Source organism: Devosia sp. A449, assembly GCF_054489375.1.
Genome location: NZ_JBTMWU010000001.1, coordinates 1035871 through 1051427 on the forward strand (window position 1 = coordinate 1035871; position 15557 = coordinate 1051427).

Annotated in this window: 15 protein-coding genes; 10 read left to right on the plus strand and 5 right to left on the minus strand. The window is 65.3% G+C overall.

The window, feature by feature from the left end; all coding sequences use genetic code 11:
* Positions 1-48 precede the first annotated feature (48 nt).
* Complete coding sequence (locus tag ACX3OW_RS04985) at positions 49-501, plus strand: Lrp/AsnC family transcriptional regulator (RefSeq protein ID WP_459094618.1); 453 nt, start codon at positions 49-51, stop codon at positions 499-501.
* Here the strand turns inward: ACX3OW_RS04985 and ACX3OW_RS04990 are convergent.
* The 4 genes from ACX3OW_RS04990 to ACX3OW_RS05005 are packed head-to-tail and all read right to left on the minus strand — an operon-like array spanning position 498 to position 5243.
* Positions 498-2027 (minus strand): putative N-acetylmannosamine-6-phosphate 2-epimerase, encoded by a 1530-nt coding sequence (locus ACX3OW_RS04990; protein ID WP_459094619.1) that lies wholly within the window; start codon positions 2025-2027, stop codon positions 498-500. The two genes, ACX3OW_RS04985 and ACX3OW_RS04990, sit on opposite strands and share 4 nt — an antisense overlap.
* Complete coding sequence (locus ACX3OW_RS04995) at positions 2024-3019, minus strand: Gfo/Idh/MocA family protein (protein ID WP_459094620.1); 996 nt, start codon at positions 3017-3019, stop codon at positions 2024-2026. Before ACX3OW_RS04995 ends, ACX3OW_RS04990 begins: the two co-directional genes overlap by 4 nt.
* Entirely contained in the window at positions 3016-3969 is a 954-nt protein-coding gene (locus ACX3OW_RS05000) for a Gfo/Idh/MocA family protein (RefSeq protein WP_459094621.1), read from the minus strand. The genes ACX3OW_RS04995 and ACX3OW_RS05000 overlap by 4 nt, the downstream gene beginning before the upstream one ends.
* A gap of 53 nt (positions 3970-4022) precedes the next feature.
* Positions 4023-5243, minus strand: coding sequence for an N-acetylneuraminate epimerase (locus tag ACX3OW_RS05005; protein ID WP_459094622.1), 1221 nt, complete (start codon positions 5241-5243; stop codon positions 4023-4025).
* 132 nt (positions 5244-5375) lie between these two features.
* On the opposite strand from ACX3OW_RS05005, the gene ACX3OW_RS05010 reads away from it, so the two are divergent.
* The 7 genes from ACX3OW_RS05010 to ACX3OW_RS05040 all read left to right on the plus strand — a co-directional run bounded on the left by ACX3OW_RS05010 (position 5376) and on the right by ACX3OW_RS05040 (position 12566).
* Positions 5376-6098, plus strand: a complete 723-nt coding sequence (locus tag ACX3OW_RS05010; RefSeq protein WP_459094623.1) for a FadR/GntR family transcriptional regulator — start codon at positions 5376-5378, stop codon at positions 6096-6098.
* A gap of 14 nt (positions 6099-6112) precedes the next feature.
* The gene (locus ACX3OW_RS05015; RefSeq protein ID WP_459094624.1) at positions 6113-7699 is read left to right on the plus strand and encodes an ABC transporter substrate-binding protein; all 1587 of its coding nucleotides are present in this window, start codon (positions 6113-6115) and stop codon (positions 7697-7699) included.
* Positions 7700-7778: 79 nt separating this feature from the next.
* A complete protein-coding gene (locus ACX3OW_RS05020; RefSeq protein WP_459094625.1) occupies positions 7779-8738 on the plus strand; it encodes an ABC transporter permease in 960 nt (319 codons plus the stop codon).
* Between the two features lies 1 nt (position 8739).
* Complete coding sequence (locus ACX3OW_RS05025) at positions 8740-9636, plus strand: ABC transporter permease (RefSeq protein WP_459094626.1); 897 nt, start codon at positions 8740-8742, stop codon at positions 9634-9636.
* A gap of 24 nt (positions 9637-9660) precedes the next feature.
* On the plus strand, positions 9661-10578 hold the full coding sequence (locus ACX3OW_RS05030) for a dihydrodipicolinate synthase family protein (RefSeq protein ID WP_459094627.1): 918 nt from the start codon (positions 9661-9663) through the stop codon (positions 10576-10578).
* 3 nt (positions 10579-10581) lie between these two features.
* Positions 10582-11592 carry an ABC transporter ATP-binding protein gene (locus ACX3OW_RS05035; RefSeq protein ID WP_459094628.1) on the plus strand — a complete coding sequence of 337 codons (1011 nt, stop codon included), beginning with the start codon at positions 10582-10584 and terminating at the stop codon, positions 11590-11592.
* A 2-nt stretch (positions 11593-11594) separates the two neighbouring features.
* Entirely contained in the window at positions 11595-12566 is a 972-nt protein-coding gene (locus ACX3OW_RS05040) for an ABC transporter ATP-binding protein (protein ID WP_459094629.1), read from the plus strand.
* A gap of 2 nt (positions 12567-12568) precedes the next feature.
* Here the strand turns inward: ACX3OW_RS05040 and ACX3OW_RS05045 are convergent, their stop codons facing one another.
* Positions 12569-13543: an MBL fold metallo-hydrolase gene (locus ACX3OW_RS05045; protein ID WP_459094630.1), complete on the minus strand. Its 975-nt coding sequence runs from the start codon at positions 13541-13543 to the stop codon at positions 12569-12571.
* 217 nt (positions 13544-13760) lie between these two features.
* On the opposite strand from ACX3OW_RS05045, the gene ACX3OW_RS05050 reads away from it, so the two are divergent.
* Together ACX3OW_RS05050 and ACX3OW_RS05055 are read left to right on the plus strand one after the other, a co-directional pair.
* Positions 13761-14510 carry an electron transfer flavoprotein subunit beta/FixA family protein gene (locus ACX3OW_RS05050; RefSeq protein ID WP_459094631.1) on the plus strand — a complete coding sequence of 250 codons (750 nt, stop codon included), beginning with the start codon at positions 13761-13763 and terminating at the stop codon, positions 14508-14510.
* Between the two features lie 9 nt (positions 14511-14519).
* Positions 14520-15449 carry an electron transfer flavoprotein subunit alpha/FixB family protein gene (locus tag ACX3OW_RS05055; protein WP_459094632.1) on the plus strand — a complete coding sequence of 310 codons (930 nt, stop codon included), beginning with the start codon at positions 14520-14522 and terminating at the stop codon, positions 15447-15449.
* Positions 15450-15557: the final 108 nt, after the last annotated feature.

A 15557-nucleotide genomic window follows, 5' to 3' on the forward strand; every position in this document is an offset into this window, starting at 1 on the left:
TAGGATGATCGATGCAAATAGCCGCCGTCGCCGTTACGAGGAGTTTTGATGGACGCGATGGATCTGAAAATCTTGCGAGCCCTGCAGGCCGAGCCGGACCTGTCGATGGCGGCTTTAGCCGATAAGGTCGGGCTGTCCCACACGCCGTGCTGGCGGCGGATCAAGAAGCTCGAGGCCGACGGCGTCATCCTCAAGCGCGCGCTGCTGCTTGATCCCAAGGCGGTGGGTCTGGGCGTCAACGTCATCGCCCAGCTGCATTTTGCCCGTCAGGACGAGGAAACGCTGGAGGCGTTTGAAAACGCCGTCAGCAAGCACCCGCAGATTGTCGAGTGCTTCTCGATGAGCGGCGAGAGCGATTATCTGCTGCGCGTCGTGGCGCAGAGCATCGAGGACTACGAGCAGTTCCTCAAGAAGATCATCCTGCATCTGCCCGGCGTGTCGACGGTCAACTCCAGCTTCTCACTCAAGACGGTCAAACTGACCACCGACCTGCCAATCTAGCGGGCACCACCAGCCAGATCGGCGATCCCGACAATGCCGGCATTGGCCCCCAGCTGCGCCGCGACGATCTGCGGCCGCAGCACCGGGGCAATCTGCTCCAGCGCCGCATCGATGGCGGCGCGGAATTCCGGCAGCAGGCCAATGCCGCCGCCCAGCACCACGATTTCGGGGTCAACCAGTCGCTGCAAATCCACCAGACTATGGGCCACGCGCTGCGCCGCCGCCGCGATCAGCTGCCGCGCCGTCCCATCGCCCGCCGCACCGGCGGCAAACAACGCGCGGGTATCACCGGCCATGCCAGATGCCTCTGCGCTGGCGGCCAGCGCAAAGCCTGAGGCCTGCTCTTCCAGCCGCGCGCCGCCGGTCGCGCCCTGCACCTGTCCCAGACTGCCGGTCAAACCCCGCGCGCCCTCGATCAGCCTGCCGCCCAACACCAGCCCGCCGCCAATTCCCGACGACACGGTGACAAACGCCAGATCGCGGCCCTTACCAGCGCCATGGCGATATTCGCCCCAGGCGGCGGCCTGCGCATCATTGCGGGCGATCACCGGGCAACGCAGCCGCGCCTGCAATTCAGCCACCAGCGGCGTGCCGGCCGGGATGTCGAGCGTCTGCGGATTGAGCGCCGACCAATGCCCCTCATGCACCAGGCCGGTGACAGCGGCCCCGGCGCGGGTGAAACGTCCTTCCCAACCATCGGTCAGGCTGGCGATGGCGTCGAACCAGGCTGGGCTGGCCACGGCCTGCGGCGTCGGCAACACGCGTTGTTCGAGAATCTCGGCTCCCCGAACCAGCGCCGCCAGGGCCTTGGTCCCGCCGATATCGAGGGCGAGCACGGTGTCATCAAGGCTGGCGCGCGCGCCTTCCACGGCATCGCGGAACCAGTTGGTCACATGCTCGGTGCGGGTGATGGCGGAGCCGACGCAAACAGCGCTGGCCCCGGCCCGCATGCCGGCAGCGGCGGTGTCGGGCGCATTGTAGCGGCCTTCGGCGACCACCGTACCGCCCAGCGCCCGGCAGGCGCTGACGAAATCGAGATCGGGACCAGCGGGGATCGGCCCGCCGGTATAGCCGGACATGGTGGTGCCCAGAATATCGAAGCCCATCGCCTTGGCCTGCCTGGCTTCGGCGATGTTGGAGAGGTCCGCCATCGCCAGCCGGCCGCGCGCCTTGATGGCCGCCAGCAACGCCGCCACCGGCACCGGGCGGGGCCTGTCGGTGGCGTCAACGGCAATGATCTGCGCGCCGGCATCGGCCAGCGCTTCGACATCATGCAGGAACGGGCTGATCCGCACCGGCGAGTCATCGAGGTCGCGCTTGATGATGCCAACCACCGGCAGGTCGCACACCGCCACCACGGCCGCGACATTCTCCGCGCCTTCGATGCGCAGCGCGCGCGCCCCACCGTCGCGGGCCGCCAGCGCGAAAGCCACGATGGACGGGATAGTATCAAGCGGACCGTCATCGACCGGCTGGCACGAAACGATCAGGCCGCCTTCAAGGCGCTGCAATATGGAAGAGGTCATGGCTGGCTTGGCTCCACGGTAATTTCCCGGCGCTCCTGGCTCGAAAGCTGGGCGGCCGCAATGATGGCGACGAGATGCCGCCCATAAGCTGCATCAACGGGCGAAGGGCCGCCCGCCTTTATCGCGTCGATAAACGCCTGCCATTCGCGGCGCACGGCCCCGTTCATCGGGTCGGCCTCGGGGCAGGGCAGGTCGCGCCAGGTCCCGTTCTCGCCTGCGCGCAGCCGCCCGTCCAGATCAACCGCCAGCGTGCCGCCCTCGCAGACCAGTTGCAGCGCCGAAGTCATCGCGCCATCGGCATAGCCAATGCTGCTCACCTGTCCGAACCGCCCATCGGCAAAGCGCAGATTGATGAAGGCTGTGTCGTCGGCATGCTGCTGGTGAAACGCCGCCGACATCAGCGCGCTGACGCCGGACACCCGGCCGCCCATCAGAAACACCAGCCGGTCCAGCGCATGGATGCCGGCCGTCATCAGCATGCCGCCGCCGGTTTCCCGCTCCAGATGCCATGGCTGTCGATTGCCCTCCATCCACAGCTTGATGAAAGCGCTGGTGCCGGTGATCGGGCGGCCCAGCGTGCCACTGGCCAGAAAATCGCTGGCCGCCAGCATCGGCAGAAAGAAGCGCGGCACATGGCCGATCATCAGACTGCCCGATGAGCGACCCGCGGCCGCAGCGATGGCGTCGCAATCCTCCAGCGAGACCGCCATCGGCTTTTCCAGCAGCACATGCTTGCCGGCGTCGAGCGCGGCGATGGCAATGTCGCGATGCAGATCATGCGGCGTGGCGATCACCACCGCGTCGACCGCGCCATCATCGAGCAAAGCCCGCCAGTCGGTATAAGGCGTTCCGCCATGCGCCTGGGTGAAGCTGGCGATCCCGGTCGCGTCATTGCGGCAGGCGGCAACCAGCCGGGCCCCGCTCACCCCCGCCAGCGCCTTGGCATGCACCGCGCCGAAATGCCCGGCGCCAATAATTCCAACGCCGATCATGATCGTGCCACCGCGTAAATATCATCGATCAGGCGCATGGCGCCCACATAGTCGTCGAGCGTCACCAGTGGCGACCGCCCGTCGCGCAGCCGCGCCAGCGTGTCGGCCATGAAGGCGCGATAGCGCAATGATGGCAGCAGCGGCGGCAAGGCATAGGGACCATTGGCGCCGGGCGCAAAATTGATCACCCGGCTGCCATGGTCGATGCAATAGCGCGTGGCGGTGGCGGTGCGCCATTCAAAGTCGCCGCCGGGCGCCAGGTCCGGCACCGTATAGCCGGCCTCGACGGTGAACAGCGCCCCGGCCTCGTCAGCCAGCACCACATGGCTATGGTCCTCCACCGCCTCTTCGTCATGCAGCCGCTTGGCCAGTGTCGCCGAGACAATCCGCAATCTGCCGCGCGCCAGGCTGAGTGCGCAGTCGATGCCGTGAATGCCCAGATTGCGCAGCGCCCCGCCGCCGCCAATCGCCGGATCGAGCACCCAGCCCACCCCGTCATCGCGATAGCGCTGTGGCGGACCGTTGACGATGCGGAAATGGGCATGCGCCACGGCAGCGCCTTCCAGCCCCTGCATGGCCGGGCTGAAGCGGTTGGCCAGTGGCACGGCAACAAAGGCGCTGTGCCGCTGGGCCATTTCCGCCAGGGCGTTCAGCGTCGCGCTGTCGGAGGCGGCCGGCTTTTCCAGCACCATGGGAATCTCGGCCGCGAGCAGGCGGGCGGCGAGGGCCGGCACCTGCGCCGGATGTCCCATCACCACCGCCAGGTCGGGGCGCGCGTCGATAATCGCGTCGAGCGACGCCACCGGCGCCTGTTCATTTTCGTCCGAAAAGCGTTGCGCGCAGGCCAGATCCCAGTCCCAGAGCTGAGAGATGCGGGCACCGGCGTGGCGAACCGCGTCGGCATGCATGGCAGCGTGCCAGTGGCTAACACCGAGAAGGGCAATGTTCATGCGAAACTATCCGTAGTGAAGGGGCGGCACGAGGCGCCGCCCCAGCTGTCGAATTATTCGTCGAAACCGACACTCGCGCCATCCCAGCGCATCAGTCGTACATCGGCGCGCGGCGCGCCGGTGCCGTCTTCGCCGCCCACCAGCAACACGCCTTCGGGCAGCGAGAAGCTGGCGCCATAACCCATGGCTTCGGGCAGGGCGCCCACCTGGCTCCAGGCGCCGTCAACCAGCGCATAGACTTCGTCGCGCCAGGTCTTGGTCAGGCCTTCATGGGCAAACCATTTGCCGGCCTGGCTGTTGTCGCGGGCGCCGGGAAAATTGGCGCCACCGGTCAGCAGCACAACGTCGCCGATCTTGCCGGCATAGGCGCCGGCCACGCCCTCCTGCACCGCCGCCGAGCTTGGCGCCGGCAGGCTGGCCTGCGCCTCCCAGGTCGCTGCTCCATTGGCGAGGGTGATGGTCTTGACCTCGTCGGTGCGCAGCCCCGGCTTGATCTCGCCATTGAGCAACAGGAAGCGGTCATTGCCCAGATCGACGAAAGCCGCGTCGCAATTGGGCAGGAACGGGTTCTCCCCCAGCTCGCCCCAGCTATTGCTGGCCGGGTCATAGCTCAGCAGCGTGTCGTTCCACTGATAGAATTCGGGTGGCTGCGCCATATAGCCCTGCACCAGCGCGGCATATTTCTCGGGCTCGGCCTTGCTGTCGGTGGTGGCGACATCATGCAGATAGGCGTCGAACAGCGTCTTGTTATAACCGCCGGCCACCACGATGCGGCCATCGCTGGTGGCCATGGCGCGGGCGCCGGACAGCCCGGCCGGGGTCACCGTGTCCAGTTTGCTCCAGCTGTCGGCTGCGGGGTCATAGACATAGGCAGTGTCGTAGATGATCGGCGAGATGGCGTCGGGCGTCGCCTTGCCATTGCCACCGAAGATATAAAGCTTGCCGCCGGTCGCCACCGACGCTGCGCCGCTGGTCGGGCTGCCGATGAAGTCGGCCCGCTCGGTCCAGCCGGCGGCGATATTGTTGAGGTCGAGTCCGTAAAGCGCCTGACCGGCGCTGCCCAATCCCACCAGGATGGTGTCGCCGATCTGGGCCGAAACCCCGCTTTTGATGCCGACCGGAAGGTCGGGCCACTGCTGCGCCATTGCCTGTGTTCCTCCGAATGCCGTGGTCAGAACCAGGGCGCATGTCAGGGTGCGTAATGCCGTCATTCTCGTCCTCCTCGCCGCAAAACCTCCGCCGCGGCCTGTGGATAAAATGATGGGATATCCCATAAGTCAATATCACATAGCGGTAAAGCCAACAAGGAGCTTGCGGGATATCCTACAAGTTGCTATAGGACAAGTCGCCAGGACGGCTGAAGGGTGTTAAGGCTCGACCGAATACCTCACAGCAGGAGACCCGGAATGAGTGTCAAAAAATCGATAAAGCCGCTGAACAGGCCTCCTTTGCTGCACGTCACCGTGCAGGAGAGTCTGCGCGACTATGTCGAGGCCAATGACCTGCAGGCCGGCGATGCGCTGCCGCCCGAAACCTTCCTCGCCCAGCAGCTCGGCGTCGGTCGCAACTCGGTCCGCGAGGCGATCAAGGCGCTCGAATCCATCGGCATCCTGGAGACCCGCCGGGGTATCGGCGTCTTCGTCAAGGAATTTTCCTTCCAGCCGCTGCTCGACAATCTGGCCTACGGGCTGGGTGGTAGCCTGCGCGATATCGAGGAACTGCGCGAAATTCGCCGCGTGCTCGAAACCGGACTGATCGGCAAGACCATCGACATGATCCCGCCCGAAGATATCGCCGAACTGCAGGCGGTGACGCAGCGCATGCGCCAGCGCGCCGAGCGCAACGAGAACTTCGCCGAGGAGGATCAGCAGTTCCACGAATTGCTGTTCCGCTGCCAGAACAACCGCATGCTCACCGGGCTGATCGAAGTGTTCTGGCGCGCTTTCTACAAGGCGTCCGATTTCGCCAATCTGACCAATTCTGATCCGCTATCGACCTGGCGCGATCACCACGAAATCGTCGAGGCGATTGTCGCCCGCGATGTCGAGAAGGCCCGCACGCGCCTGGACGAACATTACCAGGGCATCATGCAGGTCATCGAGAACAACAAGCAGACTTTGAAGACGTAACGGGGAGGATACCCATGACACTGAAAGCCTTTACGCGTTCTTTTGCTATCGCGGCACTACTTGGCGCCACCGCGCTGACCCTGCCGGCCATGGCGCAGGACCCCAGCACCATCACCGGCGGTTTCGACGTCGGTCCGGGCGGTTTCCAGGGCAATTTCAATCCGCTCGCCGCGACGAGTGGCCTGACCTGGCTCAGTGTCTATTACGAACCCCTGGTCATCTATAATGCCGAGCTGACCCAGCTCGAAGGCGCCCTCGCCAGCGAGTGGTCGCTCAGCGAAGATCAGACGGAAGTGACCTTCAAGCTGGCCGAGGAAACCTGGCATGACGGCGAGGCCTTCACCTCGGCCGACGTCAAGTTCACCCTCGAACTGGCCAAGAATGCCGCTGCTGGCAGCGTCTTCGCCGCCCGCCTCGGCAAGATCGACGCGGTCGAGACGCCCGATGACCGCACCGTCGTGCTCAAGCTCAGCGCACCAGACACCGGCCTGCTTTCGGTGCTCGCCCAGGTGATGATCCTGCCCGAGCATGCCCTCTCCGGCATTGCCCCCGAAGCCATCGCCACCAGCACCTGGTGGGCCACCACGCCCATCGGCACCGGCCCGTTCAAATTCACCAAATATGTCACCGACCAGTATGTCGAGCTGGCCGCCGACGAGGATTACCGCCTCGGTCGCCCGCTGACCGACCGTCTCATCAACCGCTATTTCGACAATTCGGCTGCCGCCGTGTCGGCCCTGCGCGCTGGCGAGATCGACTTCACCTATGTCGAGCCCGATGACGCCAAGACCTTCGCCGGCAGTGCCGATTACACGGTGATCGAAGGCGCCTCCTTCGTCGTCAACTATGTCGGCTTCAACCACAAGGTGCCGCTGTGGGATGACGTGCGCGTGCGTCAGGCCTTCATGCATGCCATCGACCGCGAGGCCATCATCGACAGCCTCTATGGTGGTGCCGCCGAGGCCGCCAATTGCGGCTACGTCGCCGACCATCTGGTGCCGGCCGATATCGACCCCTATGCCTATGACCCGGAAAAGGCCAAGGCGCTGCTGGCCGAGGCTGGCTGGGCCGAGACCAATGGCGACAAGCCGATCACCTGGCTGACCTATTACAACACGCCGCTGGCCGCCAACGTCATGGCCGCGTCCCAGGCGATGCTGGCCCAGGTCGGCATCAACGTGGTGCCGCGCGTCGTCGATACGCCGACCTATAACGGCATCGTCTACAAGGAAAACAACCCGGACTGGAACGAGTTCGCGCTGGTCTATGCCGGCCTGCAGAACGGTCCGAACCCCGCCGGCATCAATGTCGGTCTCAACCAGTCGCAACTGCCGCCGAACGGCGCCAACATCATGCGCGTCGAGAGCCCGACGCTGAGCGCCGCCTTCGACACGGCCCTCGGCGAAACCGATCCGGCCCAGTCCGATGCCCGCTGGCAGGATGTCTGCCGCGTGATGAACGCCGAACTGCCCTGGGCGACCATGTGGGTGGCGAACCGTTATGGCGTCGCCTCCAACGATCTGGTGGACTTCGTCTGGACCCCGGCTCCGGCGGGTGGCCCCTTCGCGTCGCATCCGGAAAAGTGGACCAAGTCCGAATAAGGCAAGGCTCCCTCCCGACCTTGCCCCACAGGTGGCGCAGCTCTGGCTGCGCCACCTGCCTCAACCCAGCGGTGACGATATGACCATTTTCATAGCCAGGCGCTTGGCCATCGGCCTCGTAATGCTTGTTGCGCTGAGCGTGCTGGTATTCATCCTGCTGCGCCTGGCGCCAGGCGATCCCATCGACGCCTATATCAATCCGCAGTCGCCGCTCTCGCCCGACGCCATCCAGGCGCTGCGTGACCGTCTCGGCCTCGATGCACCCCTGCCGGTGCAATATTTCGGCTGGCTGCGCGAGGCTGTCACCGGCGATCTTGGCTTTTCCACCCAGCGCATCGGCGTGCAGGTGCTGCCTTTGGTGCTGGAACGCATCGGTCCGACCTTGCTGCTGATGGCCGCCGGTCTGCTGATCGCAATTACTGTCGGCGTCGGCGCTGGCATCATCAGCGCCGTCCGCCGCAATTCGCCCACCGATATCGGCTTTTCCGTCGTGGCCTTTGTCGGCATTTCCAGCCCCGCTTTTCTCACGGCGCTGCTCGGCCTCTATTTCTTCTCGGTGCAACTGCGCTGGGCGCCCTCGGGCGGCATGCTGACGCCGGGGGCGAATTTCTCCATCGGCGATCTGGTGTCCCACCTCATCCTGCCGGCCTGCCTGCTGTCTATCGGCCATGCGGCGCTGATCATGCGCTATATGCGCGCCTCGCTGCTCGAGGTGCTCAATCAGGACTATGTCCGCACCGCCCGCGCCAAGGGCGTCCGCGAGTTCTTCGTCATCGTCAAGCATGCGGTGCGCAATGCGCTGCTGCCCGTCGTTACCCTGATCGGCTCGACCATCGGCATCGCCATCGGCGGCGCCATCTTTATCGAGAGCGTGTTCAACTGGCCGGGCATGGGCCTGCTGCTGGTCAATGCGGTGGAGACCCGCGACTACCCCGTCATCATGGGTGCAACCCTGGTCATCGGCGCCTGCGTCATCGTGGTGAACCTGTTGACCGACATCACTTACGCCGCGGTCGATCCGCGCATCCAGGTGGGCTGACATGAGCGTTTCAACATCAACCGCCCCGACAGCGCCGCGTTCGACCAGCAAAGGCCCCTGGGCCCGCGCCTGGGACCGCTTCCGCTCCAACGGCGCCGCGCTGGCCGGCCTGCTCATTCTGCTGCCGATCCTCGTCGCGGTGGTCAGCTATCCGCTGTGGTGGCCCTATGCCCCCAACGATATTGATCTGCGCGCCCTCAATCAGGGCCCCGGTCCGGTCCACTGGTTCGGCACCGACGGCGTGGGCCGTGATGTGTTGGCCCGCCTGCTGCAGGGCGGTCGCATTTCGCTGACCGTGGCCATTGTTTCGGTCGCCATCTCCATCGTCATCGGCTTCCTCGTTGGCGCCATTGCCAGCTTTGGCGGCCGGCTGGTCGATAATGGCGTGATGCGCCTCGTCGATCTGGCGATGACGCTGCCGCCGGTGATTTTCCTCCTGGTCCTGGCCTCCATCGCCGGCACCGGCGTGCTGCCGACTATCCTCGTCATCTCGCTGCTGTCCTGGCCGGTGCTGTCGCGCATGGTGCGGGCTCGTCTGATGGAGCTGCGCGAGCGTGACTTCGTCGTCGCCGCGCGCGGCATGGGCGCCTCGATGCCGCATCTGCTGTTCCGTCACGGCCTGCCCAACAGCATCGACATTCTGGTGGTCTATGCGACCCTCCAGATCGCCAATGCCATCCTGCTCGAAGCCGGCCTCTCCTTCCTCGGCCTGGGCATTGCCCCGCCCGAGGCGAGCTGGGGCAACATGCTCAACGCCGCCCGCTCCACCATCGTGCTCGAACAATATGTCTGGCAGTGGATGTTCCCCGGCGGCGCGCTGGTGCTGACCGTGCTGGCAATCAACTTCCTGGGTGACGGGCTGCGCGATGCCTTTGACCCACGATCCGACCTCAACTGATCTAGAACCTCACAGGGTACAACTATGACTACCTTTCACGGCGTCGTTCCTCCCGTCGTCACTCCGCTGACCGAAAATTATGAAGTCGACTACGTCTCGCTGACCCGCGTCGTCGAAAATCTGGTCGATGGCGGCGTGCACGGCCTGTTCGTGCTCGGCTCCAGCGGCGAAGTGGTGTTCCATGACGATGCGACCCGTCGCAAGATCATCGAGCACACCATCAAGATCGCCAATGGCCGCGTGCCGGTGCTCGCCGGCACCATCGATCCGACCACTGACCGCACCATCGGCCACGCCAAGGCCGCCCAGGAGCTGGGCGTCGACGCCGTGGTGGTGACCGCCCCCTTCTATGCCCGCACCAGCCAGCCCGAAGTGGCCGACCACTTCCGCTATGTCCGCGACGCCATCGATGTCCCGGTGATCGCCTATGACATCCCGGTGTGCGTCAACATCAAGCTCGAACGCAAGACCACTGTGACCCTGGCCCGCGAAGGCGTCATTGCCGGCCTCAAGGACTCCAGCGGCGATGACGGCAATTTCCGCTTCTGCCTGCTCGACCTCGCCGACCTGCCGGATTTCTTCCTGATGACCGGCTCGGAAATCGTCGTCGACAACGCCCTGCAGATGGGTGCCCACGGCGTCGTTCCCGGCCTCGCCAATGTCGATCCGCATGGCTATGTGCGCCTGTGGAACCACGCCAAGGCCGGCAATTGGGACGCTGCCCGCAAGGAGCAGGAACGCCTCTGCCGCCTGTTTGAAATGGTCTGGGTCGCGCTGCCGCGCGTCAGCGCCGGCTCGGCTGGCGTCGGCTCGTTCAAGACCGCCATGCAGCAGCTTGGCATTATCGAAACCAACATCATGGCCCGTCCGCAGCGTCGTCTCGATGCCGCTGAAACGTCCAAGATCGTCGAGCTGGTCCGCGCTGCGGGCCTGATGGGCTAAGCCATGACGCCCGAACCCATCCTCGACATCAGCGATCTGCGCACGGTGTTCCGCATCGGCGGCCGTGAAATCGCCGCCGTGCAGGATCTCACCCTGACCATCGCGCCGGGCGAGACCGTCGCCTTGGTGGGTGAATCGGGTTCGGGCAAATCGGTCACCAGTCTCTCCATCATGGGCCTGTTGCCCAAAAAGGTGGGACGGGTGGCCAACGGCCAGATCGCGTTTCGCGGCAAGTCGGGCGAGGTCAGGGATCTCGCCCAGCTCGATGCGGAAAGCCTGCGCCGTATCCGCGGCAATGACATCGCCATGGTGTTCCAGGAACCCATGACCAGCCTCAACCCGGTCTATACCATCGGCGAACAGATCGCCGAGCCGATCCGCATCCATCTCGGCCACTCGCACAAGCAGGCAGCCGAGGAGGCGGTGCGGCTGCTGGCGGATGTCGGCATTCCCGACCCGGCCCGCCGTGCCACCCAATTCCCGCATGAATTGTCGGGCGGCATGCGCCAGCGCGCCACCATCGCCATGGCGCTGGCCTGCGATCCGGCCCTGCTGATTGCCGACGAGCCGACCACGGCGCTCGACGTGACCATTCAGGCGCAAATTCTCGAACTGCTGGCCAAGCTGCAGGCCGAGCGCGGCATGGCCATGCTGTTCGTCACCCATAATCTGGGCGTCGTCGCCGAAATCGCCGACCGCGTCGCGGTGATGTATGCCGGCCGCATCGTCGAAACCGGCACTGTCGCCGAGGTTTTCGCCCATCCGCGCCATCCCTATACCAAGGGGCTGTTGCGCTCGGTGCCCCGGCTGGGCGAGGCGACCGCGCTCAAGCGCGCCGGTACGCCGCTGCCCACCATTGCCGGCGCGGTGCCCAGCCTCGCCAATCTTCCGCCGGGGTGCTCCTTCGCGCCCCGCTGTCCCTATGCGATTGACGCCTGCGCCGTGGCGGTGCCGCCCTTGGCCGATACCGGCAACGGCCAGTTGAGCCGCTGCATCCGCTGGAAGGAGCTTTGAGCATGAGCGAGCAACCGTTTCTGTCCGTCACCGGGCTGACCAAGCATTTCAAGCCGGCCACCTTTTCGCGAGGGCCCGTGGTGCGGGCGCTCGAGGATGTGTCCTTCGATGTGCCGCGTGGCAAGGTCGTCGGCCTCGTCGGCGAATCCGGCAGCGGCAAGACCACTATTGGCCGCTCGGTGCTCCGCCTGATCGAGCCTACTTCGGGCAGCGTCCGCTTCGATGGCGTCGAAATGACCAGCCTGTCATCGCGCGAATTGCGCCGGCAGCGGGCGCGCATGCAGTATATTTTCCAGGACCCCTTCGCCTCGCTCTCGCCGCGCATGACCATCGGCCAGATCCTGATGGAAGGCCTCGAAATCCAGGGCATCAAGCCGCGCGAAGCCCGGGTCGAACGCGCCAAGGCGGTGCTGGCGGCGGTGGAACTGCCGATCGACGCCTTTGACCGCTATGCCCATGAATTTTCCGGTGGCCAGCGCCAGCGCATCGGCATTGCCCGCGCTCTTGCGCTCGAGCCCGAACTGATCGTCGCCGATGAGCCGGTGTCGGCGCTCGACGTCTCCATTCAGGCCCAGATCATCAACCTGCTGCGCGACCTGCAATTGCGGCTTGGCCTGACCATGCTGTTCATCTCGCATGATCTGGCGGTGGTCGAATATATCTGTGACACGGTGATCGTGCTCTATCTCGGGCGCATCATGGAAATCGCGCCCTCCGAGACGCTTTATGCCAACCCGCGCCATCCCTATACCCGCGCCTTGCTATCAGCCATTCCCGAGCCGGTGCCCGGTCGCTCCAGCGCGCGTCAGGTACTGACCGGCGATATTCCGAGCCCCGCCAATCCGCCCTCCGGCTGCGTCTTCCGCACCCGCTGTCCCATGGCTATCGAGGCCTGCGCCGCAGTGGTGCCGCCGCTCGAAGAGGTCGGCGTCGGTCACAAGTCGGCCTGCATTCGCAACGCCGAACTGGCCTAGCTTCAGCGCCGCTCGAACCGGAACACGCCGTCATCATCGAGATGACGGCGCAACTGCCCTTCCCGCCAGAGGTGATTGGCCAGCGCCAGCGTCATGCCGGGCAGCAAATCGCCAAACCGCCCCACGGTGCGCGCCGAAAACACCAGCGGCGCCATCTCGAAGCAGCTCAAGCTGCCGCTGAACCCGGCCAGCAGCCGCGCCAACCGCTTGTCATGGCCCTGCCGCAGCGCCACGGCGTGCCGGGCAATGCCGGAAAACGGCACGCCATGGCCCGGCAACACCAGCATGCTGTCGGGCAGGGCGCTCAACCGGTCGAGAAAGGCGAAATATTCGCTCAGCAGATCGGCATCCTGCTCCGCCGGCCCGGCCGTAATATGCGGCCCCGAGCCCGGCAATATCTGGTCACCGGCCAGCATCAAACTCTGATCCTTTGCGATCAGCACCGCCGCTTCGCTCGAATGCCCGCCCCCCAGCAACACCTGCCAGTCCATGCCGCCCAGCCGCAGCTCCATCCCATCAGTCAGCGCCACGAAGTCTTGGGGAAACGGGTCCAGCATGGTGTAGTCGATGGGCTCGATTGCCTGCACCGCCGCCGCCTCCGGCCCCAGCCGGTGCAGAAATCCCCACAGCCGTTCCCGGCGCTGCGCGGTGGTCGCCGCGCTTTGGGCGACGAGATGGGCATGCTCCTGCGCCGTCATATAGAGCGGCGCGGCATGCCGTTGCATCAGCGCCGCGCTCTGCCCGGTATGGTCGCGATGCATATGGGTGCCGACCACCGCCTCGACCCCAGCCACCTCGCCCGCCGCCTCGGCCTGCGCCCACAGCGCCGCCGTCGCCGCATCGGGCATGCCGCTATCGACAATCGCCTGCTGCCCCGGCGCGCCGATGATCCAGGCATTGACCGAGAAAAACTGGCTCATCGGGCAGACCAGCCGCCGGACATTGGGCATGACGAGATCGAGAGGCAAAGGAGTCAACAGCACAGGCCTTTGGAAGCGTCGCGCCACCCCTGGGGTGACACGGCATGCGGCAAGCCCATCCCTGCCGCTCTCCGCTCGGACTAGCCGAAATCCCCCGCTACCGCCACCGGCCTTGAAATTGTATCGACTGTTAGATACAGAAATTTGCCGACCTTGCGCGTTGTAAGCGAGCCGCGTCGCCGGTACCGTAACGGACGAACAGGGAGAGTTCGCTGTGAAACTGATGGTCGCCGTCAAGCGGGTCCTCGATTTCAACGTCAAGGTCAGGGTGAAAAGCGACGGTTCCGGCGCCGATCTTGGCAACGTCAAGATGAGCATGAACCCGTTTGACGAGATTGCCGTCGAAGCGGCCGTCCGTCTGCGCGAAGCCGGCACCGCCACTGAGGTGGTCGCCGTCTCCATCGGCCCGGCCCAGGCCCAGGACACCCTGCGCAGCGCGCTGGCCATGGGCGCCGACCGCGCCATTCTGGTCAAGACCGATGCCCGCATCGAGCCGCTCGCCGTCGCCAAAATTCTCAAGGCCATCGCCGAGCGCGAACAGCCCGACCTGATCATTCTGGGCAAGCAGTCCATCGATGACGACAGCAACCAGACCGGCCAGATGCTGGCGGCGCTGCTGGATCGCCCACAAGCCACCTTCGCCTCAGCGCTGACCATCGAGGGCCAGACCGCCACCGTCACCCGCGAAGTCGATGGCGGGCTCGAAACCATCAGCATCGACCTGCCGGCCATCGTCACCACCGATCTGCGCCTCAACGAGCCGCGCTACGCCTCGCTGCCCAATATCATGAAGGCCAAGAAGAAGCCGTTCGAGGAAATCGAGCTGGCCGAACTCGGCGTCGACATCACCCCGCGCCACAAGGTGCTCAACGTCGCCGCCCCGCCGACGCGGCAGGCCGGAATCATGGTCGCCAGCGTCGACGAGCTGATCACCCGGCTCAAAACCGAAGCCAAAGTGCTGTAGGAGCCGATGATGCGCATTCTTGTTGTTGCCGACCACGCCAATGGTCATCTCGGCGAAGCCACCGCCCGCATCATCACCGCCGCCAGCCAGATCGGCGGCGACATTCACCTGCTGGTCGCCGGCCTCAACTGCGCCGCCATAGCCCAGCAGGCCGCAGCCATCACCGGCGTCGCCAAGGTGCTGGTCGCCGATCACGCCAGCTACGAGCACCAGCTGGCCGAACCCCTCGCCAGCCTGATCACCACCCTTGGCCAGTCCTACGACGTGATCATGGGTTCCGCCGGCTCCACCGCCAAAAACACCATGCCCCGCGTCGCCGCTTTGCTCGACGTGATGCAGGTCTCCGAAATCATCGAAGTGGCCGCCCCCGACATTTTCAAGCGCCCGATCTATGCCGGCAACGCCATCGAGACGATCCAGGTGCTCGATAGCAAAACCGTCATCACCGTCCGCACCAGCGCCTTCGACCCAGCCCCCTCCGGCGGCACGGCGAGCCTCGAAGCTGTCCCCACCGTCGCCAGCGCCGGCGGCTCGCGCTTTGTCAGCCACGAGCAGGTCAAAAATGACCGCCCCGAGCTGGGCGCAGCCCGCGTCGTCGTCTCCGGCGGCCGCGCACTCGGCTCCAAGGCCGAGTTCGACCGGCTGATCCTGCCGCTGGCCGACAAGCTCAACGCGGCCATCGGCGCCTCGCGCGCCGCCGTCGACGCCGGTTATGTCGCCAATGACTGCCAGGTCGGCCAGACCGGCAAGGTGGTCGCCCCCGAGCTTTACCTCGCGCTGGGCATTTCCGGCGCCATCCAGCATCTGGCCGGCATGAAGGACAGCAAGGTAATCGTCGCCATCAACAAGGACGCCGACGCCCCGATCTTCCAGCTCGCCGATTACGGCCTCGTCGCCGACATTTTCACCGCCATTCCCGAACTGACCGAAAAGCTCTAGAGCTAACGTCATCCCCATCCGCGATGTCATCCCGGCTCCCGATGCCATCCCGAAACTCTCCCCACCGTCACCACCCGGCTTGTCCGGGTGGTCCAGCAGGTGCGGAGG

What these genes read in the sequence shown, in the direction of transcription:
- ACX3OW_RS05035 (WP_459094628.1), top strand. Translation starts at nt 10,582, where the DNA reads ATGACGCCCGAACCCATCCTCGACATCAGCGATCTGCGCACGGTGTTC.
- ACX3OW_RS05030 (WP_459094627.1), top strand. Translation starts at nt 9,661, where the DNA reads ATGACTACCTTTCACGGCGTCGTTCCTCCCGTCGTCACTCCGCTGACC.
- ACX3OW_RS05000 (WP_459094621.1), bottom strand. Translation starts at nt 3,969, where the DNA reads ATGAACATTGCCCTTCTCGGTGTTAGCCACTGGCACGCTGCCATGCAT.
- ACX3OW_RS04995 (WP_459094620.1), bottom strand. Translation starts at nt 3,019, where the DNA reads ATGATCGGCGTTGGAATTATTGGCGCCGGGCATTTCGGCGCGGTGCAT.
- ACX3OW_RS05020 (WP_459094625.1), top strand. Translation starts at nt 7,779, where the DNA reads ATGACCATTTTCATAGCCAGGCGCTTGGCCATCGGCCTCGTAATGCTT.
- ACX3OW_RS05040 (WP_459094629.1), top strand. Translation starts at nt 11,595, where the DNA reads ATGAGCGAGCAACCGTTTCTGTCCGTCACCGGGCTGACCAAGCATTTC.
- ACX3OW_RS05005 (WP_459094622.1), bottom strand. Translation starts at nt 5,243, where the DNA reads ATGGGATATCCCATCATTTTATCCACAGGCCGCGGCGGAGGTTTTGCG.
- ACX3OW_RS05010 (WP_459094623.1), top strand. Translation starts at nt 5,376, where the DNA reads ATGAGTGTCAAAAAATCGATAAAGCCGCTGAACAGGCCTCCTTTGCTG.
- ACX3OW_RS05055 (WP_459094632.1), top strand. Translation starts at nt 14,520, where the DNA reads ATGCGCATTCTTGTTGTTGCCGACCACGCCAATGGTCATCTCGGCGAA.
- ACX3OW_RS05025 (WP_459094626.1), top strand. Translation starts at nt 8,740, where the DNA reads ATGAGCGTTTCAACATCAACCGCCCCGACAGCGCCGCGTTCGACCAGC.
- ACX3OW_RS04990 (WP_459094619.1), bottom strand. Translation starts at nt 2,027, where the DNA reads ATGACCTCTTCCATATTGCAGCGCCTTGAAGGCGGCCTGATCGTTTCG.
- ACX3OW_RS05015 (WP_459094624.1), top strand. Translation starts at nt 6,113, where the DNA reads ATGACACTGAAAGCCTTTACGCGTTCTTTTGCTATCGCGGCACTACTT.
- ACX3OW_RS04985 (WP_459094618.1), top strand. Translation starts at nt 49, where the DNA reads ATGGACGCGATGGATCTGAAAATCTTGCGAGCCCTGCAGGCCGAGCCG.